This is a genomic window from Pseudomonas baetica, assembly GCF_019733355.1.
Lineage (GTDB): Bacteria > Pseudomonadota > Gammaproteobacteria > Pseudomonadales > Pseudomonadaceae > Aquipseudomonas > Aquipseudomonas baetica_A.
Genome location: NZ_JAIHLQ010000006.1, coordinates 95,372 through 117,903, shown reverse-complemented (window position 1 = coordinate 117,903; position 22,532 = coordinate 95,372). Strand labels below are relative to the sequence as shown.

The following is a 22,532-nucleotide window of genomic DNA, read 5'->3' as shown; positions in this document are numbered from 1 at the left end:
TCATCAAATTCCAACCCGGTGCCAATGAGACACGGGTTGAGTTCCTTGAAATCAATTAGGTCTGAGTGCCGGCACCAACCTGACCAAGTCCAGCCTCCCCATCAACCGCGCGTAATCCTCCGACCACTGACAGTAGTTCTGTGCGTCACCGTCACCCTCCCCGATCAGCACCAACTGGTGATACACAAGCCCGGTCATCATCGGTAAGTGCCGGACTACTGGAGTGTGCTGCTTGCCGGAAAAATAGACCGACTCAGCAAAACTCAGAAGCTCAGATGGGTTTTGGCTTTTGCGATGCTGAGAAGGAAGGATAGTGGTGTCAATGACACACCCATTCTCCAAGGTGATCCAGGCATGAGCATTTATCGGCCGGCCTACAGGACGCCCATCCTGAAAGTCCAACCCATAGCCCCCGGCGACGTCGCGCTGCAGCTGCTCTAGGTCAAGGCCCACATAGAGGCCATCAACCAGCTCGATGTCTCCAACAGTGACGGTATGCCGGACACCCAACTCAAGCAGGATGTATGACAGCTCACGGGCGACTCTGAAGCATTTCCCTGGCAGCACGTCGGTATGCGGGAGAAACTCCGAGAAGTCACGAGCGATCGCATCAACAATCTGAGGTATGTCGATCTTCAACCCTGGAGTGATCCTCAGCGGGTAGTTCGACAATCCACCTGCAATCCCATCGGTCCGCACCATGGCTACCTTGAAAGCGTCTATGTACTCGTGCATTGGTACTTGCTCCGGCGATTCAGTGTCAATGGGCGATGACGATACAGATCGACCAAGGATCAAGCGACCCCAGCACACCTTTCCCTAGGCTGGATAACGACCGCATTGGTACCCCGCCTGAGGCATTGGAAGTTCGATTAGGCGGGCATTCCAAACGTTGGGGCGGCAGCCTTATTTTCCCCTTGGGAGGTTCTGGCACACTTAATACCCCCTGATGATGGTTCCACTGTCCAAACAGACTCGGAGCCTCAACCATGAACCCAGCATTTCAAGAAGCCCTCGCCGCCCGCTTGCTCTGGATCAATGTCGCTGCTTTTGCTGGCATCGAAGGGTGCGAGGCTCAAACCGAAGCCGCCTTGGAGGCTGCCTACAACGCGGTGCACGATCTTGCGTCGAATGATGTTCTGACCTACCGCCACTATGGCCCCTGCGTGCCAATCATGCTTCAAGACATCCCTGAGCTGGCAGACCAATACAGCCTTGCTCACGAGCTCTATACAGAACTGCATGAAACCAACGTTAAGAGCGGATCGATTGGCAGGCTCTCAGCAAGTTGGTTGCAACCTGAGCCACATGAACACTTCCCTTACACAAGCTGGCTTGCTGCGGTCGATATGGCTATCGCTCAACTCATGGACGCTCGTGTCGGCACGGTCGCACACATTCGGCAAGGGCATTACCGCACAGTGATGCACCAATGGTCACATGGAGAGTCGCCGGTCGACACGGCAGAGGAATGCATTGATGCCTACGAGTGCAACCAGGAAATGTTGGAGGAGGAAGCCCACCGCGCGTACTGCCAGGACCTTCACGATACCTATGCGTCGATTGAAGCAGATCTCTGGGCCGGATGGCGTGAGGAGTGTGAAGACCTGGGGCTTGCGGCCTAACACCGGCGGCGAGCGATTCAATTCGTCAGACCCAACCTGCGGAAACCGATTGCGCAGCCTTCGGCTCACATCTGGGATTCAGCCCGTGCTTACTCATCATTCTGACTGGATGGGGCTTCTGGCACGCTGAATCCTCTACGAATATGGGGTCAATCAAATGCGACCCTTCATAAAGGAAATCACCCATGAGCGCCCACACCCCGGACTATCGACCCACCATCGGCCAGACCTTGTTTATGGGATTCATGGACGACCAGCCCTACGTTGTAACGGTAACCGGCTTCCACCAAGACGCCCGCTTTTCGAGTGAGCAGATCGAATTCACTGTCGGCAAAGACGGCAAGCCCCACTCCTCGAGCATTAATCTGTACAAGTTCTACCCAGATGCCCCGATCGACAGCAAGTACGTCTACTGCGTTGTGCAATCGTCATTTGATGGGCGGGAGCTTCTAGAGGTGGAGGAATCGTACTTTTTCAGTGAATCCAGCGCGTTCGAATTCAAGGCAGGTCTGGAATCTGGCGCGATAGGCTCCCGGTTGGATTTGCATGACAAAGACCGGACGTTCCGTGTTCAGGTCGAGATGGTGTAAGCCTGAGTTGAAAAGGTTGTGGTTGTATTTCGGCTTCCACCGACATGCTGGCCACATGAAAGAACGGACACTAATTGTCCCTAAATACGGATTACAGCAATGGCACGTCAGATCAGCGAATTCGAGCAGCAACTAAATAATCTCATCAAGCCACTGCGCACCGCGCGCTGGTCCGCGGATTACCGCTGGGATGGCTTGGAGCGGGCCCTGATTGGTCTCGGCGAAGATTATGGTGGACTGGAGCTAATTCCGGACTTCCAGCGCGGACATGTTTGGACGCCCGAGCAGCAAGCTCACTACATCGAAAACTGCTTGCGCGGCGTTGTACCTGTCAGCGGGTTGCTTATCCAGTTCAACAGCGCTAGCTGGAATAATATCGCCAAAGCAGATACCGATCTCCCGCCTGGGTTGCAGTGCGTTGACGGGCTGCAGCGTTTCACTGCAATCACTGAGTTCGTCAAAGGAAACGTGAAGCCATTCGGGTTCACTGCTAAGGAGTTGCTGGGCACCGCGTACAGCGCACGAAAATTCTACGTGAAGGTCGCAGTCTACGACTTCACCAGTCGCGAGCAACTGCTTACTCAATACCTAGACCTGAACGCGGGCGGCACGCCGCATAGCGCGAAGGAAATTCAACGTGTGCGTGCACTGCTGGAACAGGCCAAGCAAGCCGTCGACCCCAACTAACCGGACGCCCCAAACTGGTAACGGTGGAAATGGCGGTGATGTTTCCGCTTCTGGCACACAGCCAAGCAAGGCAGCATAGAGGTAATGATTTCAGCCGAGGATACCGAAATGACAGCCTACGCTCCTGTGCCACCCGCAAAACCCCAAGCACTCTCCGGATTCGTACAAATCTACCTTGAGGAACTGGACGGGCCAGCCCTGGACTGGGCTGTTGCTCAAGCGGCCGGGATCAAGGTTCAGATCGAGAGCCCTCAACACCAGAACCTCGCACGCGCCTATCGCGTTACCTCACGGGGCTTAATCCCGTTCCGTCCGAGCACAGACTGGGCTCATGCCGGCCCATTGCTGCGCGAATACCAGGTGGCGCTCAACCCAGAGGCTCACTACGGGGACGAAGGTACTGAGACTTCCGAGCGTTGGATTGCAAATATCTACTACAGCGGAGGCGATCAATACACCACCGAGCCTGCGCGTAACGAGCTCGTAGCGCTTTGCCGTGCTGTGGTTGTCACAAAGTTTGGGGACTGGGTCAGTGTGCCGGTTGAATTGAGTGTGGCACCGGAACCTGGCTATCCGAGAACTGACGCTGCCGAACTTTGAAATCCAGGCGAGGGGTCTATACGTCGGGCACTGTTGAAAATGCACCACTTCAGCGGGTTGCCAGCAAATCAGCGGGAGACCGTCTATTGGGTACCAGTCCCCCAGGCCGCCGTCTATTGGGTGCCCGGAACACCGTCTATTAGGTACTCGGACGACCGTCTATTGGGTACAAATCCCTCAGGCACTGTCTATTGGGTGACCGCACCGTCCGAGCACAGAATGGGCTCAAGCCGGCCCATTGATGCGCGACTACCAGGTGGCGTTTACCCAGAAGCTCACAACGGGGCCGAAGGTACTGAGACCTCCGAGCGCTGGATTGCAAACATCTACTACTGCGGCGATCAATACACTACCGAGCCTGCACGCAACGAGTTGGTAGCGCTCTGCCGTGCCGTCGTCGTCACCAAGTTTGGCGACTGGGTCAGTGTGCCGGTTGAACTGAGTGCGAGTCCGGAGCCTGCCTTTCGAACCTCCAGTTCCGCCAATCAATGAACCCTTGGCCCACGGAAAACTCCATGGTGATTTTCAAAGAGCGACTCTCATTCTGAGTTAAATTGGAAGCTTGGCTTTGGCCGCTAATGATGGATTAGACATGACTGAAATTGTTCCGACGCAAGAAACCACGGAAACACCCCCACGTCGATCGCTCATCCTCGCCGCTATCACGGGATTCAATCTGTATTTGATTAGTGGTATTACAGCCCTCTGGCATGTCCTGCCCCAAGCAGTAACCCAATATTTTCTTGGGATGACCCTGCTTGTCTGGATTATCCAAGCCTCGGCGGGACTTGTTTACGAGCGGTATTACCAGAAGGGCACGGATAGAGCCCTTTGGGTCGCGATGCTAGTGTTTTACGGGCTGATTTATGTCTTCGCCACTCTCGGTTCAAACGTACAGATTCCAAAGCCTCCTGAAGGCTTTTCTACTTTCTATGTAGTCAGCGAACTCATCATCATTGGAATGGGCTGGATCGCTTCTGAGCTTACTCGATGGACTGTCTGGGGAGATTTTCGCCTCCGCATAATAGGGCTTTAACAAATTCCTCTCATGCTTCAGCCCGGCATGTCTAGGCCTTTTCATTTCCCATAAGCCGGAGCGTGACTGACTCAAATCCTGGGACAGGATTCATAGCGCCAGCATTAGGTAAAAACTCTGTCCCAGTTGGTTCTGGCACACGCAAAGTATCCTGATACTGAACCCATCGAAACACAGGTTCTCAACACATTCAGGGGTATCAAACATGGGCTCTACAGTCACCACCGGCAAACTCATTGGCGCATTCCGCGGTCAAGATGGCCAGCCTTGCTACGTCATGTTTGAGCAAACCTACGAAAAGAACTGCCACCCTCACACTCCGAGCTGGAGCGCCCGCGCAATTGGATCGTCGTCACAGATTATCCGCGCGATCTTTCGGTCTGCATCCTCCTGCGAAGGCCAATCGCTGCAGGGTGCTGGCGGACGGACGATCAGGCCTGAAAGCTATATCGCGGGCTGGCTAGCAGAGATGGCCAACCCTGTCGCGATGGCCAACCTGGACATCATCCTGAAAGCTGGCAAAGAGTGGAATTCTCCGCTGACCATGAGCGCGTTCAACGACTCCAAGCCCGCCATGCAAGCATGGGGCTATGGGAAACAGGTCGCGGCGCTTGAGGCCGGCGAATCCGTTGAGCTTTCCCTGTACGCGGACAGCAACCTCTTGGGCACCTTGTATGACGGCATGACGCTAGGCGCACACCGGGTTATTCAGAGCTACAACATCCCACTGGGCAACCCGCGTGACGAAAGCCTGGGCTACAAGCCTCAGAAGGCCAAGGCATACGACGTTACATCGCCGCGCTGCATGCAGGTCCGGGACAATGACAACGTCCTGATGATGGGCAGTGACGGACAGTGGCGCTGTGAGGGCTGGGCATACAGCATCGTTGCCCAGTTCGTAGCCTCGCTTTGGGAAGCAGAGGTTAAGGAGCCAGGCAGCTACCGCAAACGCATTCAGGCACTCCGAGCCTCGGTGGAAAACGCAGAGCCGATGCCTGCCACCGGCGTAAGGGTTATCGTCGACACGACCGTGAAGGTCGAAGACTACAAGCAGCGGACCATTGAGCGTTTGTTGGCGAAGGTTGAACACAGCTCTGTTGGTAAAGAAATCCACTTCGCTATGCCGCAAGGTCATGACGAGATCTACTCCCTCACCCAGTTCCCTGCCGCCAACACGACTTGGGTCATCGACGCCAAGCCCGCGGCAAAGCCTACCCCACAGCAAGCACCCATGGAGCAATTGAGTTTCCTGGCAGGCTGAATTCAGGTCGATTGTGCGGTGGCCAGTTACAATGCCGATCATGGCCACCGCGCATAAACTTCGGAGTGTATTCGTGAACAATCCCGCAACCACTGAACGCCCAGGTTTGAAGCTCCTCGCAATCGAAACCCGGCCCGAGTCATTCGCTTTCCACTACAGCCGCGACGGCCGTGAGTGGTCGGTTGAACTGGGTGCGGTAGCGAGCGAGAAACTGCAAGACCTGATCAACGGCGCGTCCGACCTGGATCAAGCAACGCTCAGCGAGCTCCGCAAGTTTGGTCTCGTGGTGTTGAATCCGGATGGCGGAATTAAATACCCGGTCGCAGTGACCGAGATCGGATTCAGAACTGCCAAAGGTCTGGCCGAAATTCGAACCGCGCCAGCGGTGCCAGGCCGGATGCTCATCACAGACCCTGAGTGAGTTTATGATTACGACACAGCAACGCGAATACACGGTGGCCATGGCTTCATCCGGCAATAGCTATCTGATTCACCGTTTCTTCCACGAGGTGCTTTCAGGCGGGACGGGGCAGGAATCGCATATTTACAGCTCAAAGTGCGGCAGCGTCTCTGTTCCAGGGATAGACCGGGATCCTGAGTTGGTAAAAACGTCAAAGCGCTGCAAGCGTTGCTTCAAATGACTGAGCCCGGCACTGTCCGGGCTTTTTGTGACCTGCACTTGGACTCGCCTTTAAATCCTCAGTGAGGAATTCGCCCTAAGCTGAGGGATTGGTAGAGACGGGCGAGATTATTCAGGCCCACCCCAGACTCAGGGATGTTCGGGGGAACTCAAGCTTGCGAATACTCAGATGAAGATTAGATAAATGCCGTTGGGCACGACTGTTCAATTGGATGCTGGACGGGACTTTTCCCGGGCGTTTGAAACTCATCACCGGCCAACACTCTCTCGCAAAGCTGCTTCACAAATGCAATATGAGCTGCTTGTTTGGCCCCTTTCTCCGTCGAGTCTTTGACTCTGACCCTTACAGACCCATGCAGAAAAGCGGCCTGCATGAATATCGAATGGGTATAGACATTTTTTATCAGGCAGCGGCGCTTGATTTCAGTAAGAAAGGTGATCGCATTTGGAGCGCGGGGTAACGTGTTGATGACGTGGGAGCAGACCTCCGCATGGGTTGCTAGATCCGGCACCACATCTGCGATGTAATCCAAAGCTACCGAACTGCGCGTCATCAAGGCATGACGCAGAGCGGTTTCACTCACAATCTCACATGATTCAAAGTCGAAGACCTCAGCATTGGTCGGAGCTATACGGCCACTACGACTCCCGCGCCTGGTGTTTGAAGCCGAGCCTTCTGGTGAACCATCAAGCCCGATTTCGTACACGGATCTACTTTCTAAAAGATTGCTCACTCAAATCTACCTTCTGAATCGAACAGCCTTGTAGCACGGCGTTTTTGACCCAGGCAATCCAATAACTGCAAGGATAAATCCGAGCCCAACAATTCAGTTCATTTGCGTTGAAAGCCTGAGGTTCTGCCACAACGAAAATGGCATCAGCATGTGATCATCTAGTCCAATGACTCATGAGTACAACCAATGAAATCCACCCTGACTTCGGCCGCAGGCCTGCGCTTCGTCAAGTTCGACATCGAGCGCTGCATTCGTATCGTGACTGAGGACGGCGAACATTGCCTGCCGATTGACCCTCGGCAGTGTGAAGACATTCTAGCGCCGATTGCCCTGGATGGATCGTTGAGCATCGGAGACCACCAGCGTTTGAATCTCATCACCATTGAAATTGGTGGCGCTTCCTACGCGGCTATGGACACCATCGATGGGGAGCTCTACCAGCGGGCTGCCAATGCAGAATCCGTCGATTACTCGCACACCTTCTCAGAAGGTTCGTATGGAGGCGTCGTGTGGCGCGTTGTGGGCTACCTCTCCAACCGTCCGGGCGATGCCTTGCAGCTGAACAGTGGTAATGACGAAGCAGGCGTGCGGGCAGCCCTGGGCGCTTTCCAGTCGCTTCTTTCGCCAGCACCTGCACCCTCCCCAACTCGTGTGGTAGTGGAACTCTCCGATGGCGGCTTAGTGGGTATCCATAGTCAGCAACCTATCGAGGCCATCGTTGTGTGCTTCGACCACGAGGATGAAAGCGAGGGAAGTGTCAGCGAACAGGCACAGTGGTTCAAGGAGAATGCCGGCAGGACTGCGGCGATCTGGCATCACCGCGACAATGCAACAGAGGAGATGCAGGCCTTCTTCGCCAAGGCAGCAGAGCGCTCCACCGCCCCAAGTTGAAACTCTGACCGCTGGCCCAGCAGCGCCGGCATTCGGCAACTATTGTTATCGTCGAATTCCGAGATGTAGAGCGCGGTACCGGGCTAGAATCCACTCAACGCCTACTGAGGAGAACCCAATGCAAATTCAACCCGAAACAACGTATCGGTTCATTAAGAGCGGCAACCTTGTCCGCACCAAATCACCCACTGACTACGGCGGACGTGGCAACTGGGTTGTTGCCCGCATCGACACCGGAAAAGAAATGATTGTGCCGGGACGTGCTCTGATCGATCCCGACCATCCGGATTGGTCTTAGGGAGCGCTGGAAATACAGAGTGTGCCTTAGGTTCTGGCACACTCGGAGCGACCTCAAAATGTGTCCATCATCCAGCGGACACCATCGAGGTCATCATGCAAGGTACCACCAGCTACCGCCCTTCCCCTTTCCCAATTGCCACTAAAGCCACCAACGGTTTCCGAACGCTGGCTGAACTCTGCACCTTGTGGAATGTGCTTAGCGGTGTTTGCCTGGCTGATGATGGCGCTGAACTGAACAATTCCTTTCTGCACTTCGACAAGGGCGACGACGTCGCCGATGTATGGCACTGGTTTGAGCAGCAGAACCCTTTGTTCGTAGCAGCGAATGCCGGGCAGCACATCGGCGGTGACCATCCATTCCGCACCTTAGGATTGGTTGAACAGGCGCTGGCCCACGTCGCAAGCATTCACCCTTCCGTCACGCAAGTCGTCTACGGAGATGATCTGCGCTGGCGCTACTCGGCGAGCGGGGGCACACCGGTAGTTTTCAATCGCACTGAAAACATCAGCCTTCTCGAAGATGCTGCCGATGAAGCATTCGATCGTGCACTGCAGAACGTGGTCGTCACACTGAGCAAGATTAGCAGTAGCTGACTGCCAACACCGCCTAGCGGTGCGTGCGCTTCTTGCACATGATAGTTGCCCTCACGATGAGAACTCCTAACCGATCCCACAAGAGGGCCACTAGATGAACGCCCCAGGACTTTTCCTGCAGTGACTATGCGATTCCCGAAGCTCGCCATCGAGCGTTGCCTGCACGTTATCTACGACAGCGCCTCGCAATAAATGCCCTTGGACGCCCGCCAGCGCGTAGAGATCCTTTCCCCGGTTGCCAATTCCACCGGTCGGACTGACGAAGACGCCTCCCGCCTGGTACTCACGCACTGCGAAGTGATCAAGACCATGAGTTATCGCGCCGAAAACGCTTCGAAACGCTTAAAGCGGTGCTTCAAGTGAATGTGCAACGGACGGACTTCGCTTTTGTCCCTTTAGATCGGTGCGCATTCAGAACCTACGTGAGGACCCCATCCTCAAGTTAAAAGCAAGAAACTACGATATGTATTATTTATATGTTTCATCGGGGACGGTGGTTAGATTTGGAACCCCTGTTTTGACTTGCCCTGCACATTTATCTACTCCAGAGTCATGTGCAATCTGCTGCAGTTTTGCCTTTCCAAACCGTTGATTGACTGATCTGAGGGATTTAACTGGTGCGAGCAATATTCACAATACTTATAGCGCTCTCACTTCTGACAAGCGCCCATACAAGCGCTGGTACATGGGCCCCCATTAGGACAGCACCGGGAAGCAACCCCGGCACCTGGCAGTATGTAGTGTGTGAGCCTACTAGAAATGGATGGAACAACTGCGAACAGGGATTGATCATTGTCTTGACAGCAGCCCCCCCTACCCTCGCGGCCCTTGGCGAGGTGACGTATATCACAGCGACGGTTACCGATGCCTATGGCTCACTTGTTGAAGCAAGTATTCCGATTACGTGGACAACAACCAGCGGAACCCTTGGCGCTTCGGTTACATATACGAACGCAAATGGACAAACTGTGGTGAGTTTAAAATCTTCTAGTCAAATTGGCGGGGCTACCGTAACGGCATCAGGGATGGTTGAGGGTGGGTCAGGTTCGATATGGATTCCCTTCACGGACAAGTGGGCAGCAATCGCCCCAACCTATACGTCTTGGACACCCTATGGGGCCTTGTTCAATTGCAGCGCATGGAGTCCTGACGCAGCCACTGTTGCGCAGGGCAGTAGCTTCACGCAACAGCAGGTTTGCACCCAAAACTACTACCAGTATGTTCAAGCCCGGGAACAAAGCTTGGTGACTGGGCAGGTCAGAAATGTTGGCGGGTTAACGACCAATTACACTTCTGGCCAAATAACAAACCAACAAACCGCTGTTGGTACAATGGCTCCAGCTGGACCATCATGCGCTTACAGCGGCTCGACTTGGATTGGTACGAACTCGGGAGGTTGTCGAGGCAACCAGGACAGAGGCAAAGAATTGAATCTGAATGGGCAGCGGTTCTTCCCCAAAGACTCCGGCGGACTTTATTCAACTAATCCATACCCGGTTCTTTTCTGGGTCGTTGGCGGCGTAAAGTATTACCCTGGCAAACTAATGTCTCGCTCTTATGCCTCATGTGCACAAGGCGAAAGTACCGATTTATTACGTTACGAGGCGTGCCACGACTAGAACGGTCGTTAACTCGCCCTGCCCCCAGAATCATCCGAATCTTCGGAGTGACCATTCAATCCGCGCATTTTGATTGGTTGAGCGGGCACTGGGCCACGTCGCGGGGATTCGCTTGCCTGTTACGCATCTCGACTACAGCGATGATATCCGCTGGTGCTACTCCACGGACGGGGGCACACCGGTGGTTTTCAAAGTAACCGAGAACATCCGCCTTCTCAAAAAACACCCGACCGTGAACTGCAGAATCTAGTCACCACCCTCGCCCTATGCCACTGAGCCCGGACCGCTTTAACGGACTGCCGGCATCTGCACAGGGTGCAGGTGCTTCTGGCACCCGATAGGCAACCCCATCATGAGAACTCTTAACAGAGCTCACGAGAGGGCCACTAGATGAACACCCCACAAACTAATCCCGGAGCTGGTCTGCGATTCACCAAGTTCGCCATGGAGCGTTGCCTGCACGTTATCTACGATAGCGGCGAACATTACATGCCCGTGGATGCCCGCCAGCGCGAAGAGATCCTTGCATCGGTTGCCAACTCCAACAGCCTGACTGGTCATGACGCCGCACGTCTGACGCTCATCCACTGCGAAGTGGACGAAACCATCAGCATCGTGCTGGATACCCTGGACAGCCCAATGTATGCGCTGGCCAGCGATCCTAACGAACTCGAGCACATGCCATCGACTGGTAAATACGCCGGTGTGGTTTGGCGTGTGGTGGGCTTCCTGTCTGATCGCCCGGACGAAACCGTTCAGCTCAACGTCGGTACCTGTGAAGAGAGCGTGCGTCAGGTGCTGGAAGCATTCGAATCCTTGCTTGAGGTAGCAACCGCCCCGATCCGCCTTGTGGCAGATGTCACTGGTGGCGCACTGCACGGCATCTATGCCGAGCGGCCGGCGGAAGTGGCATTCATCAGCCATCACCGTGACGACCTGGACGAGGAGCAGGTCCGGGAAGGCTACACCGCCACTAATGGCCAGCCAGTGGCTATGTGGCTACAAGACTCTACTGGCGGCGAGAAAATCGTGATTGACCACTACTTCACCGAGCTCAAGAAATCCGTGCAACGGAGCGCGGCGGCTTAAACTGGGCATTCGTCGCGCCGGCGTCATGCTGGCTATCTCCGGTGCCGCTGGATCAACTGGATGCAGTAGCACCCAATTCTGAATTTCACTTGATATGCACCCCGGGCTGGTATGGCCGGGGCTCTGTCGCCGGCTATCCAATCCCGGGTTTATCACCGATACTCGTGGCCATCTGACCTACAGCACTTGTAGGGCACATCTAACGAGTGACGGATCACGCATGACCACGCTGGCCCGGGGGCGCAAAACCACCCCGACTTCCAAAGCCAAGCCAAAGAAACCAACTGGACGGTTGAGCCGCGCCCAATACGCTGGTTACGAGACATGGCTTCAATTCAAAGTTGCTTACGGTCTCTATCTGGACGAAAGCACCAGTACAGCAGACCACTCAGCATACGCTCAGTGGTTAGACGGGGGCGTACTGGGCTCGCGTGCGTTTCACCACGACAGTCAAGCCCTCACCTCGACAATCAACTTCTCCAGCCTCATCACTTCCCGGCCCGACACCGTCCTCGAGGAGGATTTATCAACGCCTCCTACGCACCTGTACGCCCTGGACGTTGAAGACATTGCCGACTTTACGGGTGATGACATCCTGCTGGCCTGGGAGAGCCGTGCCCACTCTTGTGGCTCACAAGAAGCTGCGGCCGAGATGTTTGCCCTCTACAGGGTGTTGATCGGGGACGATGAGTTTTATGCCGGCGCAACCACCTACCTGTACCACCCAGACGTATTGGCCATCTTCACCCCGATCGCCGAGGCAGAAGCGACAATTCAGAAAGTGTTGGTCGATCTGGAAGTGGTACACGTACAGAACCCGGTGATCGATAACCTGACAGAGGTTGTGGAAGGACCGGTGCTCAGCCTGGCCGACATTCGAGACCTAACCACGGAGCAGCTCAAGTCAGCCTGGGCAAATCGCCCTGACAGCTTTGCCTCACTGGAGGCAGCAGCAGAAACGCTGTCCATCCTCCGAGCGCTCAACTCGGGCCAGCCAACGAACCCAACCTATCGGCTGATGATGGACCACGAGCTGATTCAAGAGCTTGAGGATTCGCTTCCAAACGAGAGACAGGTAACAGCGCCGTCGCCCACTGTTGAGCTGGCCATGCTCAAGGTCGACCGGCGGACTGTGCGAACACAGGTTTCGGTTACCCGCCCTGGGCAAGGCAACTTCAGGGCATCCATGCTTGGTCGGTATGGTGGAGAGTGCTGCATCTCCGGCTGCAAGGTGGATACCCTGCTCGAGGCCGCCCACATCATTCCCTATCGCGGGGATCAATCGGATGATGCAACCAATGGGCTACTGCTAAGGGTGGATCTGCACCGGCTGTTCGATGCACACCTGATAACCATCAACCCGGCCACACTCACCGTGGAGGTTGCCAAGTCAGTAGATGATGCCGGGTATCAGGCCTACCAGGGAAAAAGGATGTTCATGTACAGCCCCAAGCCGAGGATTCTATTCCTGGAGAGCCACTACCAAGAGTTCAAGGCGTCGAGTAAAGAGCACCACTGACAAGTAGAGGCCAGGACCTAGTAGGAGGGATTGCCGGCGCTGGGTTTTGAATATCGCTGGCGATCGCGCTTGGTCGGCAGGTAGTACATGTATCGGTAAAAGGCAGCGGCCAGGACCACAGAAACTCCTACCAGGGTAAAACTGAAAGGGCTAGGGTGCCGGTAGACTTGAACGAATATGAAGACAAAACCTGTAGCGAGCAGCGCCATAAGTAGAACCGTGAAGATTTGCAGTTTTGTGAGCTCTGCACGGTACTTGGCTTTCCAGCTCTCGGCCTGAAAGGAGTTTCGGTTGAACATGGTCACCCGCCTCGCTGACGCAGATCCGCCAGCTCACGAGTGAGCTTGTCATGAGGGAGAGTGCCAGGTGTAAACCGTTGGATGGCTCGCTCAAGACGAGCGATCTCGGTTTTGGCTTTATTGACCGCTGTCTTCACTGCTCTACGCTGGGCAGGTTTCATCTTGATTCCTTAGCTCAGGACTACTGATACAGAACTGTTGGCTCGGCGCATGATTTCGTCCTGGTGCTGCTGCGATGTGGCATTTTCCAACTCAGCAGGGTCAGCATCGCTTACAACAGAAGCGGCAACACCATATTTGCGGCCTTGCTGCCGGAAGAAGTCAAAGACCTCCAACTCTGCAGGCTTGAGCATTGCAAAGTTAAGACCATGCAGCGGAAGCGCCTTTACCAGATCTGCCATTACGGAGTCTGGAATGAGCCCAAGCTTAGCCACCAACTCTGGTGGAAAGGCGCGTGCATTTTTGGCAACGGTCGAATTATCCATCGGTCGATTCCTGTAGTTAGGGCTGTATTGGGGAGCGGCCTGGCATGACGTTTGATTTCCCGATGAAGGTCAGGCTATCCCGGTCAATCGGTACTCCAGGCCACTCCCCAATCCAGCCCTTGTTGAGATGGTGATACTTTACTGCGCTTTAAACGTGCCACCACCCTGCTCGTGGAGCATTTTCCGTGCTAGCCGGACGTGTTGGTTTGAGCCTCAATCGAGGCAAGGAATTCGGCAGAAAAACTTGGAAGTATCTGGCTATACACAGTCCAGACTGTGTACCCATCCTGCCGTTGGACGCTCAGTTTCCAATCCGAACGCAAACCGATCGGAACGAGTTCATTCGTCTTTTTGCGGTCCCCCGTACGCATATTTTTAGCGACCTTTAGGTAAGGTGTCGCATCTGTGCCAACCAGTTCAACAGTCGCTCCGCCATATGTCTGCAAGAACACAACGCCATCATCCTGGACAAGGAAGCGATCCGCTTTCGCGTCAATGCAGTGTTCCAGTGCTGATTTCATACTCTTTACCTATAAATTGAAGTTACCGGCAGACAATAGAGTTGGTTGAGGCGGTGTATCACCGACGTAGACGAACTCCCGGGCCAGGTGGTCCCAAAGATAACCGTGCTTGTAGGCCTCAGCACGAACGTTGTCCACCCTGTCGCTCATACAGCTCACCGGCTGGCGAATAACCGCCCTGCACTTCACTTTCACCCACTCTGGCAAACTCATATCAGATCCCGCCAATACGTCCATTTTGATGGTGGCAGTAAAACTGAGTGCGCCGAGTGCCAGAAGCACCTAATGGTGAAGTATTCAAGATACATCTCGGTGTACTCGATAGGCTATTCGCTTATTCCTCCCATTCGATCACATCCCAGTCGTAACTGATCTCGCAGCCATCGCCAGCGGTACGCCAGGTGCAGTCACTCTCATCTACCCTGGTGAGCTTCTCTTCAACGGTTGCTTTGGTATTCCAGTGGCGAAGTTTGCACAGGACGGTCGTGCCTGCTGCTGGAAGTCGGTCTTTTGCAGTGATCCATGCCATCGGTTGATTCCAGTCAGTTGTGGTTCAGCACCAAGAGGACGGCGCTGACAGAGAAACCACAATACCGCCTAGTCTGGCGTGCCTGAAGCCATAAAGCGGGGCTGAAAATCTGTTAAACCGACATAAATTCGCAGGGAGCATCGGAGCGCCTTCAGGTTGACCCCTTAAGGGACAAAGGGCTGACGTTTCGGGATTAGCTAGCTGTTTGAGTGAAGAGGCTGTCGTAAATGCCAGCTGTCTGAACCTCTTTCAATCCCTCAGCAAGGGCAGAAAGGGATTCCATTTTGGCGATTTCGGCCACTAGAGCAGAGAAGGTGCCGCCTGAGGGCATGTCCTGGACAACTCTCAACAGAGCAGTGCGCTGAGCATCATCCAGGGCCACACCTGAAACCTTCTCTACCATGCTGGCAGCATATACAGCATCACCCTGCCCCAACGTCACTCGCTGCACAGGCGCTGCCGAGATCGGCAAGTCACTAGCAGCGATGGCACCACTATCTATGCCTTCCAGGACATTGACGAATGCCGTGTCTAGACGGCGCTCATCACGAACAAAATCTGCAATCTGGCTGAGCTTCTTTGCGTCCACTGCTGTTACCTCTGATTCAGAAACGAGGGATTGAACTGGTTCAAGGATATCCCAGCTTCCAGAATCGCGCTGCTGGACAATCCGCTGTTGGATCGGGGCCCCGGGGGCTTCTGACACACCCATTGACCACGATAATGGAGGCCATAACAAAAAGGGGCATCACATGGTCATCAACGAGAAAGAAGTGAAGAAAATCGAGGCTTATGCCTGCCCTCGGGATTTTCGTACTGGCAAGAGGACTCGTATGCGCGACTGGCGTGTAACTGTTCAGTTCGTAGATGGCCACGTATGGAACGACGGTGGCCACGGCACCCGTAAAGCTGCTCTAGCCTACGCCCAACGCTATGCACTCTGAACGCCGCGGCAGCTGTAATGCTTCTTGAGATTGCTCCGCCGTTACCCGTTGCTGGTGGTGATCAAGTCCAGGCTTCGGATTCCGCACACCGGTTTTGGCTCTGTTATCTGATGTTCCCGCGTTAATTTATTGACCATCAAGCTGGGGGCGATGCTTCTGGCACACCAATATGCCCCGCAGTATGAACGTCCCGAATTCGCTCAGGAACATGCCATGTGCCCCTTTCATTTGTCCGAGAACACTCGGTTGAGTCCCACCGATGTGCACGCTCAACCACCCGGTGAGTTTTCCCCCTGCAACTGTGGACATGCAGGACCACTGGGCCGTGAGCGTTGCGGTGCTGATATGGCAGCCTTCGCAGTTCGCTGCCCGGGCTGCAACAAGTCTGTCCAAGCTTTCACTGAACAAGGTCTGCCCGTTAATTGGAATGCAGTGAGCCGTAAACACGCCCCCGTCCAGCCGGCGGTCCACAAATGAACGCAGCGCCGGCTAAGCGGCGAGAGCGCGCAATCGAATTCACGGGCCAGAAGGTTCGTGCATTCCAGAACGGTGCCAGCAACGTCACTCGACTGATCGTTAAAGGCGCTGCACGACAGTGGCTGATCGACCAATCCCCAGCATGGGTTGCGAGCCACGCTGATGAGCTCTGCCCCTTTGGCCAAGCTGGGGATCTGCTGTGGGTGCGTGAAGCCTGGAGCCAGGACTTCGCTAACCATTACCCTTTCACCACCACTTGGTATCGCGCGGATGACGATCGCAGCTATGAGATAGATGAAAAGGACGGAGTCCGAGGCATCTACAGTCCAGAGCATGATGAGCACGTACCTTTCAGGTGGCGCTCCAGTCGTTGCATGCCGCGGAAAGCAAGCCGACTGACCCTCGAGATAACCGGGCTCAAAATTCAACGCCTACACGACATCAGTGATCAAGAGATCATCGGCGAGGGCGTGCGTCAGGCGCGTGATGGCAGCGGTTGCTGGGTTGGCCGTGAAGGCCCACGACGGTTAATGACCCCATGGCTGACCGCCCGCGAAGCCTTCATCGACCAGTGGGAAGAGAAGCACGGCCCCGGCAGCTGGGAGGCTAACCCCTGGGTTTGGTGCATCGAGTTCAAGAGACACCTCAATGGCATCTGACCGACTGCCCTAGCCTCCCCTACAACCCACACTCACGAGGTGTTTCATGACTGACATCCAACGCTGGATCACCGTGCCTTTACCGTTGACCGTTGACATGGAGGTGGCATTCGCCGAGGCCTGGTACTCCAAGCGGCGTTGTATTGATGACGTTGAGATGGCTGATGCCTGGGAAGCGGCATGCAACGCAGCACCTCAGTCGCCTCCGGATCCACGTACTGAGTCCCTTCAGCGCCAGCTGGGCCGACTTAACGATATGGTGCGCAACACCGGGAAGGCCCGCGACAAGCTGAAGGTGAGCAACGATGAATTGCTTTCCTTACTACGGGAGTCACTGGTCCGCGACGACGCAGGGATTTACAGTGTGTCCATGACGCCGTCTTACCGGGATCGCGTGCGCCAGGCGCTCTACAAACACGAAGTTCGTCGACCAGGCGTAGCTACCCTATTCGAAGAAACGATTGATCACTTCCAAATGCAGCTCGAGGCAGAGCGCCCTGGGTCGGTGGAGCTCCGAGACGTACTCAACGAGACAATCGCTCGAGCAGAGGCAGAACGCGATGCTGCGCTTGCTCATCTGCAGGCCCTGCAAAATGAACCGGTATCAGTGAAGCTGACCGTTGTGCACCGGGGCATTGAAGTTGACGAACCGCTGGTGACCTTCAGCCCCGAGTTTGCCCGGCAGTTTGATGCCCTCCCCCCCGGAGCAGTGGTAAGCCTTTACACCCATCAACCATCGCCGCGATTCCGCGGTGAGGGTCTGGCCGAGTTGGCCTTCCCGACAATGCTTCGGCAGATGTGGTCCGGTGGTGACGTTCAAGGCTGGCTGAACGAACAAGGACCGGTCTATGCATGGCCCTCGCTGCAAAGAGCCTCGTTTCAATCCCGTGTAGCCCCTTGGCTGGTCGAATGCTTTGGAGAAGTGATCGCCCAGGACACTCAAGAGCGCAACCAAAGGTTTCTTGAGGAGGCCCTCGAGCTGGTTCAAGCATGCGGCGCTACATCCGACGAGGCTCACCAGCTGGTCGACTACGTATTTGGACGGGATGTTGGCAAGCAGTCGCAAGAGGTCGGCGGCGTTATGGTGACACTGGCTGCACTCTGTCACGCCCACAAGCTTGCAATGCATCAGTGCGGCGAAGCTGAGCTTGATCGAATCAGCTGCCCAGACGTGATGGCGCGGATTCGTGAAAAGCAGAAAGGCAAACCAGCATTCAGCCCTCTACCGGGCGTTTACTCTGATCGGCGCTAGGAGCAGAGATGGTCACTTCTACTGATGCAATAGACGCAAAAACTACAGCACGGTGGACCTTCGCCTGCTCGCGTTGCACCTGGTACGGATGCAACCCTGAGGTGACTCTCATTGGCTACTTCGCAGACTGCCCTAAGTGTGGAGGTTCTTGCACTACAGACGAGCCTACATATGAACCGGCTCCGGGACTAGCTGACAACAACTGATTTAGGGGTTAATTCCCAGTCATGGGAAAACACTAAGCATTAATTCAAAATGGGTAAATTATGAGTAATCAAGAAAACTTGGTGAGAGATACAGTTCTGTCCTGCACCCTTAAGATAGGTGTCGGAATTTTGTGTATTGGCATGTTGTCCGGGCTCATAGCTCTAGTACCTGTGATCGAGGAATGGCGAGCCCAAATGTGGCAGCACGTGTCGGCAGTCCTCACCGATGGCGGCTCAAACCTTTTGCCAGCAGCCTATATTCAATGGGTGACCTTCATAGTCGCTGCCTGGTCGCTGTGTATTGCATTGCAGCTGGGCAAACAACACTCCTTATGGGGCATTCCCTTTGGATTGCTGTCACTAAGCTCAATTTTTCTGGGCCTGATACCCTCGTATTACGCAATGATGTCCGTGTGCGGGGAATGGACGCAAGACTTCATCTCCACTCAACCATTCGTCATCAGAACTGCGGTAGGTTTGGTTACTCTACTTCCCGCCATAGGGCCAATTTTGCTCATAGTATGTCTATTAGCAAGTCTGTGTGGGGACGATCATTCGTCAAGTAGCCAGGCATCTGAAACATGATTGAGAGCCTCAAGCATTAATGGTCAATGAGGTAATATCATTGACCCTACTAAGCGTAGATACCCAAAGAATGAGTAGCATCGATTAGCACCTATTCCACTTAATTATCGAGTATGAAGATGTCACGATCCCTGGCCATGGTTGAATTTGAGGATGGTCGCAGGCTTTACCTCATTTATGACTGCACCGTCTGTTATGCCTACCGGCCCCTGTTCGAAACAACAAAGGCAGCATGGGATTGGTACGTAGCCGGTAAGCCCGACATTCCGGAGCCCCCTAACGCATCGAGCACAGAACTTCCAGTAATCGTAACCACGGACCTTCATTTCGAAGGGCAGGAGCGCTGGCAGTACGAATCGAGGGCGTCTGCTGATTCAATGTGGCTGACTGGTCCGCGAAATTCAGAAGAGCGTATGGATGAGCTGAGTCGAGACGATGAGCCCTTCGGGGGGTACTTTTCGACTTAAAAGGAGGCAGGCAGCTCGGTTTGAGGGCTGCCTGCAGGTCTGAATTAATGCGTGGCAGGGTTTTTAAGAGCAGGGAAGCAAGGCTGCAAGAATGCCTGCTCGTAGCCTTCTTCATCTGGCAACAGATTGTGTTTGTCAGCAACAAGAACTTGATAGATTCGCTCGACCTCACCTCGGACATCGCAAACATGCGTCTCCATGGCCGCTGATACGTTAACCGGCACGCATTTCGTGCGCAGGCCTTGACCTGGCGTTGATGACAATTCAACGAGATCTGTGCGCTCTTCTTCGATCACCTCGCCAGCCTTGGCCAACTCAGCATATGCGTTGACCATGTAGGCGTTCAATTGATGATCCATCCCCGCCATCGAGATCAGCTCAAACCCCACGGTGCCAGTCAGACCGACTGAATACGCGAACGAAGGAGAGTCGTCACCTCCGAATATTGATTTCACTGCGTAGCCTTGCGCGCCGATCGCCCCATCAATCTGCGCAGCCATGCTAGGCGCAAGCAATGGAATGCGAATAGCTCGAACTACGTCGACAAGGTTTTCTTCAGTCACCTGTCCATCCTGAACCAGCTGATTGAGGCGGAAACCGACGGTCACCGATGGCGCGAGTTCAAAGGTCATATTTGCGGCAAGGGTGCTCATCTGGAACTCATTGATGTGATTGGCAATGCCGGGCACTTGCAGCTTGAGCGCAGCGATTTGAGCGGGTGTAGCTTCGGGGAGGTCGGTCATGGGTACTCCAGAACGGTTCGTTAGGTGTGTCTCAAGTTGATGTGGCCATTTTGACCTGCCCAGCCTGTGCCAGAAGCCTCAAGTTAGATTCCGATTTCTCTTGTGGGTGGTTGCATCTCTACCTGACGATATACTCAACCCAACTTGGCGGAATGATTCGCCTGAAACCCGATCTGATGGAATGAACCATGTTCTACGAAGATATCAAGACAGCCATGCTTGCCGGTAAGCTCAAGGTTGGCATTTACCCGCTGAACGGTATCTCGTACCGTGATGGGATATTCATCGAAGCCCCAGGGCTTCTCGGAATCAAGGCGAGGCTTCTGTCAAAGGCTGATCGGTTGGCACTTCTTAATCTGGTGAAGCAAACCACCGGTAATGTAGCGCGTGAGCTGAAGACCTCGACCGTTCAGCAATGGCTTGAGGAACGCAAAGCCGTGCTGTTGACCGGTAAAGTGGCCAGCGGCAAAACCACTTTCCTTCAAGCCGCACTGCCAAACGCGGTCTACTTGAATGGACGTACGTCGGACTGCTCGAACGCAAACTGGTTTTGGTACCAGGTGAGCAAAGACCCACATCTCCCAGTGGTGATCGATGAACCTCAAGCGTTCCCTGTACTGGTTCTCGGCGAGATCCTGAAGATCATCAAAGAGCAAAAGCGTGGGTACGTGCTGGTTAGCCAGGCAGAGGACGGGGCGGGATTCAATGAGCTATGGGAGTCGATGACAACGGCCCCGGTCGGTTTGCTCGGCTACCCTCAGGTTGACCCAAATTTCGTCTGGGTGAAGTTTCAGCGCAGCCGAGAGGTCACTACAGCCATGTGGGTCGGGAAGATTGTTGAAGACAATGCCGCGGGAGATGATGGCAACGGTCCAGGCGCTGGTCCATTGAGCCTAGCATCGCATTAGGAGACCAGGGCAGCATCATGCCGCCACGAACAGTTTCTACTAGCTGCCCGGTCATCTGAGTCCGATCACCATCTGATGCTGATGATAAGAGTATCTTCAGCGGATCGCTTTCAGTAACTCGATCGCCCCATCAATCGCTCTGTCAGGCCGGTCGACGATCGCGAATATCCTTTCGACGGAAGAAGAGAACAAGCCGGTTCCGATCAAGCTAATAATGAAAGGTGCACCCTGATCTAGATTCGTCTTGGCTTTTCCCCACCCGCCTCGCTCATCGGCGGCCTTGACCTGCCCTTCGAGGATGCCAGCAATAGAAGAGGCATTGAAACCGTCATTGAACAAGGATTTGATTCCTAGCAATGTAGCTAACTGCATTTCGTGACTCATGTGGCTTCCAGTGGCGGTGGTAGCTGTATTCATGTCCGCAAACCCTCATGTTCTAGTTCTGATGCTTTCTCTTTTGACGCAAGATCGGGCTAGCCGAGCCTGATCTCAGTCAGGCCGACATGATGCCAAAGGTTATCCGCCTGGCAACTCAAACCCCCGCAACGGAATTCATTCCAAGTGAAGCCGTTAGCTGGTGGCACATCCAGAGCTGGCCGACACTGGAAACTATCAAACACAACGGAGATCACGATGGACATCGGGAAGCGGCCGGCTCTGCATCTAATGCGATCCTAAGCCTTCGCAATATGCTGGATCTGCCAGCAACCGCAAAGGTGGATGAGATCGTCGCCAAGGTCCATCAACTGATGCAGCAGATAACCAGCTCCAGCTAATTCCAACCTACTGTTGGACGGTGAACGCTTTGGCAGTGCCACCCACCGAGAATCCAACATCGCACTGACCTTTAGGGTCTGGCATCTTTTGGATGTCGACCATAGCAAGGCCATTGGCCCCACTCTTGTAAGCCTTCATCTTCAAGCCAGTCAGGATGTAGTTTTCATCAGATCCGAATTCATTTGCGTCGCTACCACATGCGGCCGCCATGACCGAGCGAACCCCAATGGCGCCCTCTGGAATTGCTTTGTAGACACGAACCGATCGGATAGCGGTGTTTTGTTGAGACATCGCAGTATCGTATGAAGAGGACTCATCGCTCCCGGGATTCGCGGCGCAACCCACCAAGATTGCTGCACCAGCTGCGGAAACGAGAGTGAAGCCAAATCTGCGAACAGCAGGAGATGAAAACCGGTATTGGGGCATTGTCAGTCATCCATAGAAGAGGCTGGCCAGTCTAAACGCTAGGGGGGTTTTGGCACACCTAGGCCCACG

Annotated in this window: 29 protein-coding genes; 19 read left to right on the top strand and 10 right to left on the bottom strand. The window is 54.6% G+C overall.

What is annotated here, in order from left to right:
- Positions 1-51 precede the first annotated feature (51 nt).
- Positions 52-735: a hypothetical protein gene (locus K5E40_RS08110; RefSeq protein ID WP_078466071.1), complete on the bottom strand. Its 684-nt coding sequence runs from the start codon at positions 733-735 to the stop codon at positions 52-54.
- Between the two features lie 254 nt (positions 736-989).
- Between K5E40_RS08110 and K5E40_RS08105 the strand changes: the two genes are divergently transcribed.
- The 8 genes from K5E40_RS08105 to K5E40_RS08070 all read left to right on the top strand — a co-directional run bounded on the left by K5E40_RS08105 (position 990) and on the right by K5E40_RS08070 (position 6,440).
- Positions 990-1,625: a hypothetical protein gene (locus K5E40_RS08105; RefSeq protein ID WP_078466070.1), complete on the top strand. Its 636-nt coding sequence runs from the start codon at positions 990-992 to the stop codon at positions 1,623-1,625.
- 185 nt (positions 1,626-1,810) lie between these two features.
- Entirely contained in the window at positions 1,811-2,215 is a 405-nt protein-coding gene (locus K5E40_RS08100) for a hypothetical protein (RefSeq protein ID WP_078466069.1), read from the top strand.
- A gap of 99 nt (positions 2,216-2,314) precedes the next feature.
- Positions 2,315-2,902, top strand: a complete 588-nt coding sequence (locus K5E40_RS08095; RefSeq protein ID WP_078466068.1) for a DUF262 domain-containing protein — start codon at positions 2,315-2,317, stop codon at positions 2,900-2,902.
- A 108-nt stretch (positions 2,903-3,010) separates the two neighbouring features.
- Positions 3,011-3,502, top strand: a complete 492-nt coding sequence (locus K5E40_RS08090; protein ID WP_078466161.1) for a phage protein NinX family protein — start codon at positions 3,011-3,013, stop codon at positions 3,500-3,502.
- 592 nt (positions 3,503-4,094) lie between these two features.
- Positions 4,095-4,538, top strand: a complete 444-nt coding sequence (locus tag K5E40_RS08085) for a hypothetical protein (protein WP_078466067.1) — start codon at positions 4,095-4,097, stop codon at positions 4,536-4,538.
- Positions 4,539-4,743: 205 nt separating this feature from the next.
- Positions 4,744-5,799 carry a hypothetical protein gene (locus K5E40_RS08080; protein WP_078466066.1) on the top strand — a complete coding sequence of 352 codons (1,056 nt, stop codon included), beginning with the start codon at positions 4,744-4,746 and terminating at the stop codon, positions 5,797-5,799.
- A gap of 73 nt (positions 5,800-5,872) precedes the next feature.
- Positions 5,873-6,220 (top strand): hypothetical protein, encoded by a 348-nt coding sequence (locus K5E40_RS08075; RefSeq protein ID WP_153045990.1) that lies wholly within the window; start codon positions 5,873-5,875, stop codon positions 6,218-6,220.
- Between the two features lie 4 nt (positions 6,221-6,224).
- On the top strand, positions 6,225-6,440 hold the full coding sequence (locus K5E40_RS08070) for a hypothetical protein (protein WP_153045989.1): 216 nt from the start codon (positions 6,225-6,227) through the stop codon (positions 6,438-6,440).
- A gap of 175 nt (positions 6,441-6,615) precedes the next feature.
- On the opposite strand, the gene K5E40_RS08065 is transcribed toward K5E40_RS08070, so the two are convergent.
- Positions 6,616-7,173, bottom strand: a complete 558-nt coding sequence (locus K5E40_RS08065; RefSeq protein WP_153045988.1) for a hypothetical protein — start codon at positions 7,171-7,173, stop codon at positions 6,616-6,618.
- Between the two features lie 186 nt (positions 7,174-7,359).
- On the opposite strand from K5E40_RS08065, the gene K5E40_RS08060 reads away from it, so the two are divergent.
- The 6 genes from K5E40_RS08060 (at position 7,360) to K5E40_RS08040 (ending at position 13,185) form a co-directional block, all read left to right on the top strand.
- On the top strand, positions 7,360-8,064 hold the full coding sequence (locus K5E40_RS08060) for a hypothetical protein (RefSeq protein WP_078466063.1): 705 nt from the start codon (positions 7,360-7,362) through the stop codon (positions 8,062-8,064).
- 118 nt (positions 8,065-8,182) lie between these two features.
- Positions 8,183-8,362: a hypothetical protein gene (locus K5E40_RS08055; RefSeq protein WP_153045987.1), complete on the top strand. Its 180-nt coding sequence runs from the start codon at positions 8,183-8,185 to the stop codon at positions 8,360-8,362.
- A gap of 95 nt (positions 8,363-8,457) precedes the next feature.
- Positions 8,458-8,958, top strand: coding sequence for a hypothetical protein (locus tag K5E40_RS08050; RefSeq protein ID WP_078466062.1), 501 nt, complete (start codon positions 8,458-8,460; stop codon positions 8,956-8,958).
- Between the two features lie 617 nt (positions 8,959-9,575).
- Complete coding sequence (locus K5E40_RS35535; RefSeq protein WP_409339128.1) at positions 9,576-10,577, top strand: Ig-like domain-containing protein; 1,002 nt, start codon at positions 9,576-9,578, stop codon at positions 10,575-10,577.
- Between the two features lie 390 nt (positions 10,578-10,967).
- Complete coding sequence (locus K5E40_RS08045; RefSeq protein ID WP_153045986.1) at positions 10,968-11,666, top strand: hypothetical protein; 699 nt, start codon at positions 10,968-10,970, stop codon at positions 11,664-11,666.
- Between the two features lie 220 nt (positions 11,667-11,886).
- Positions 11,887-13,185, top strand: a complete 1,299-nt coding sequence (locus K5E40_RS08040) for an HNH endonuclease (RefSeq protein WP_078466060.1) — start codon at positions 11,887-11,889, stop codon at positions 13,183-13,185.
- Between the two features lie 17 nt (positions 13,186-13,202).
- Here K5E40_RS08040 and K5E40_RS08035 read toward each other — a convergent pair whose 3' ends face one another.
- The 5 genes from K5E40_RS08035 to K5E40_RS08015 all read right to left on the bottom strand — a co-directional run bounded on the left by K5E40_RS08035 (position 13,203) and on the right by K5E40_RS08015 (position 15,725).
- The gene (locus K5E40_RS08035) at positions 13,203-13,484 is read right to left on the bottom strand and encodes a hypothetical protein (RefSeq protein ID WP_078466059.1); all 282 of its coding nucleotides are present in this window, start codon (positions 13,482-13,484) and stop codon (positions 13,203-13,205) included.
- Positions 13,485-13,654: 170 nt separating this feature from the next.
- Positions 13,655-13,969 carry a hypothetical protein gene (locus K5E40_RS08030; protein WP_078466058.1) on the bottom strand — a complete coding sequence of 105 codons (315 nt, stop codon included), beginning with the start codon at positions 13,967-13,969 and terminating at the stop codon, positions 13,655-13,657.
- 188 nt (positions 13,970-14,157) lie between these two features.
- The gene (locus K5E40_RS08025) at positions 14,158-14,490 is read right to left on the bottom strand and encodes a hypothetical protein (RefSeq protein WP_221730323.1); all 333 of its coding nucleotides are present in this window, start codon (positions 14,488-14,490) and stop codon (positions 14,158-14,160) included.
- Between the two features lie 334 nt (positions 14,491-14,824).
- The gene (locus tag K5E40_RS08020; protein ID WP_078466055.1) at positions 14,825-15,019 is read right to left on the bottom strand and encodes a hypothetical protein; all 195 of its coding nucleotides are present in this window, start codon (positions 15,017-15,019) and stop codon (positions 14,825-14,827) included.
- Positions 15,020-15,212: 193 nt separating this feature from the next.
- On the bottom strand, positions 15,213-15,725 hold the full coding sequence (locus K5E40_RS08015; RefSeq protein WP_153045985.1) for a hypothetical protein: 513 nt from the start codon (positions 15,723-15,725) through the stop codon (positions 15,213-15,215).
- A 46-nt stretch (positions 15,726-15,771) separates the two neighbouring features.
- Between K5E40_RS08015 and K5E40_RS08010 the strand changes: the two genes are divergently transcribed.
- The 3 genes from K5E40_RS08010 (at position 15,772) to K5E40_RS08000 (ending at position 18,351) form a co-directional block, all read left to right on the top strand.
- Entirely contained in the window at positions 15,772-15,963 is a 192-nt protein-coding gene (locus K5E40_RS08010; protein ID WP_078466053.1) for a hypothetical protein, read from the top strand.
- A gap of 473 nt (positions 15,964-16,436) precedes the next feature.
- Positions 16,437-17,099 (top strand): hypothetical protein, encoded by a 663-nt coding sequence (locus tag K5E40_RS08005; RefSeq protein WP_078466051.1) that lies wholly within the window; start codon positions 16,437-16,439, stop codon positions 17,097-17,099.
- 46 nt (positions 17,100-17,145) lie between these two features.
- A complete protein-coding gene (locus tag K5E40_RS08000) occupies positions 17,146-18,351 on the top strand; it encodes a hypothetical protein (RefSeq protein ID WP_198834114.1) in 1,206 nt (401 codons plus the stop codon).
- A 1,302-nt stretch (positions 18,352-19,653) separates the two neighbouring features.
- Here K5E40_RS08000 and K5E40_RS07995 read toward each other — a convergent pair.
- Positions 19,654-20,352 carry a DUF4262 domain-containing protein gene (locus K5E40_RS07995; protein ID WP_078466049.1) on the bottom strand — a complete coding sequence of 233 codons (699 nt, stop codon included), beginning with the start codon at positions 20,350-20,352 and terminating at the stop codon, positions 19,654-19,656.
- A 188-nt stretch (positions 20,353-20,540) separates the two neighbouring features.
- Between K5E40_RS07995 and K5E40_RS07990 the strand changes: the two genes are divergently transcribed.
- Entirely contained in the window at positions 20,541-21,260 is a 720-nt protein-coding gene (locus K5E40_RS07990; RefSeq protein ID WP_078466048.1) for a hypothetical protein, read from the top strand.
- Positions 21,261-21,356: 96 nt separating this feature from the next.
- On the opposite strand, the gene K5E40_RS07985 is transcribed toward K5E40_RS07990, so the two are convergent.
- The gene (locus K5E40_RS07985) at positions 21,357-21,644 is read right to left on the bottom strand and encodes a hypothetical protein (protein ID WP_116827136.1); all 288 of its coding nucleotides are present in this window, start codon (positions 21,642-21,644) and stop codon (positions 21,357-21,359) included.
- Positions 21,645-21,766: 122 nt separating this feature from the next.
- On the opposite strand from K5E40_RS07985, the gene K5E40_RS07980 reads away from it, so the two are divergent.
- On the top strand, positions 21,767-22,036 hold the full coding sequence (locus K5E40_RS07980) for a hypothetical protein (protein WP_153045984.1): 270 nt from the start codon (positions 21,767-21,769) through the stop codon (positions 22,034-22,036).
- A gap of 7 nt (positions 22,037-22,043) precedes the next feature.
- Here the strand turns inward: K5E40_RS07980 and K5E40_RS07975 are convergent, their stop codons facing one another.
- Positions 22,044-22,328: a hypothetical protein gene (locus K5E40_RS07975; protein ID WP_153045983.1), complete on the bottom strand. Its 285-nt coding sequence runs from the start codon at positions 22,326-22,328 to the stop codon at positions 22,044-22,046.
- Positions 22,329-22,532 lie beyond the last annotated feature (204 nt).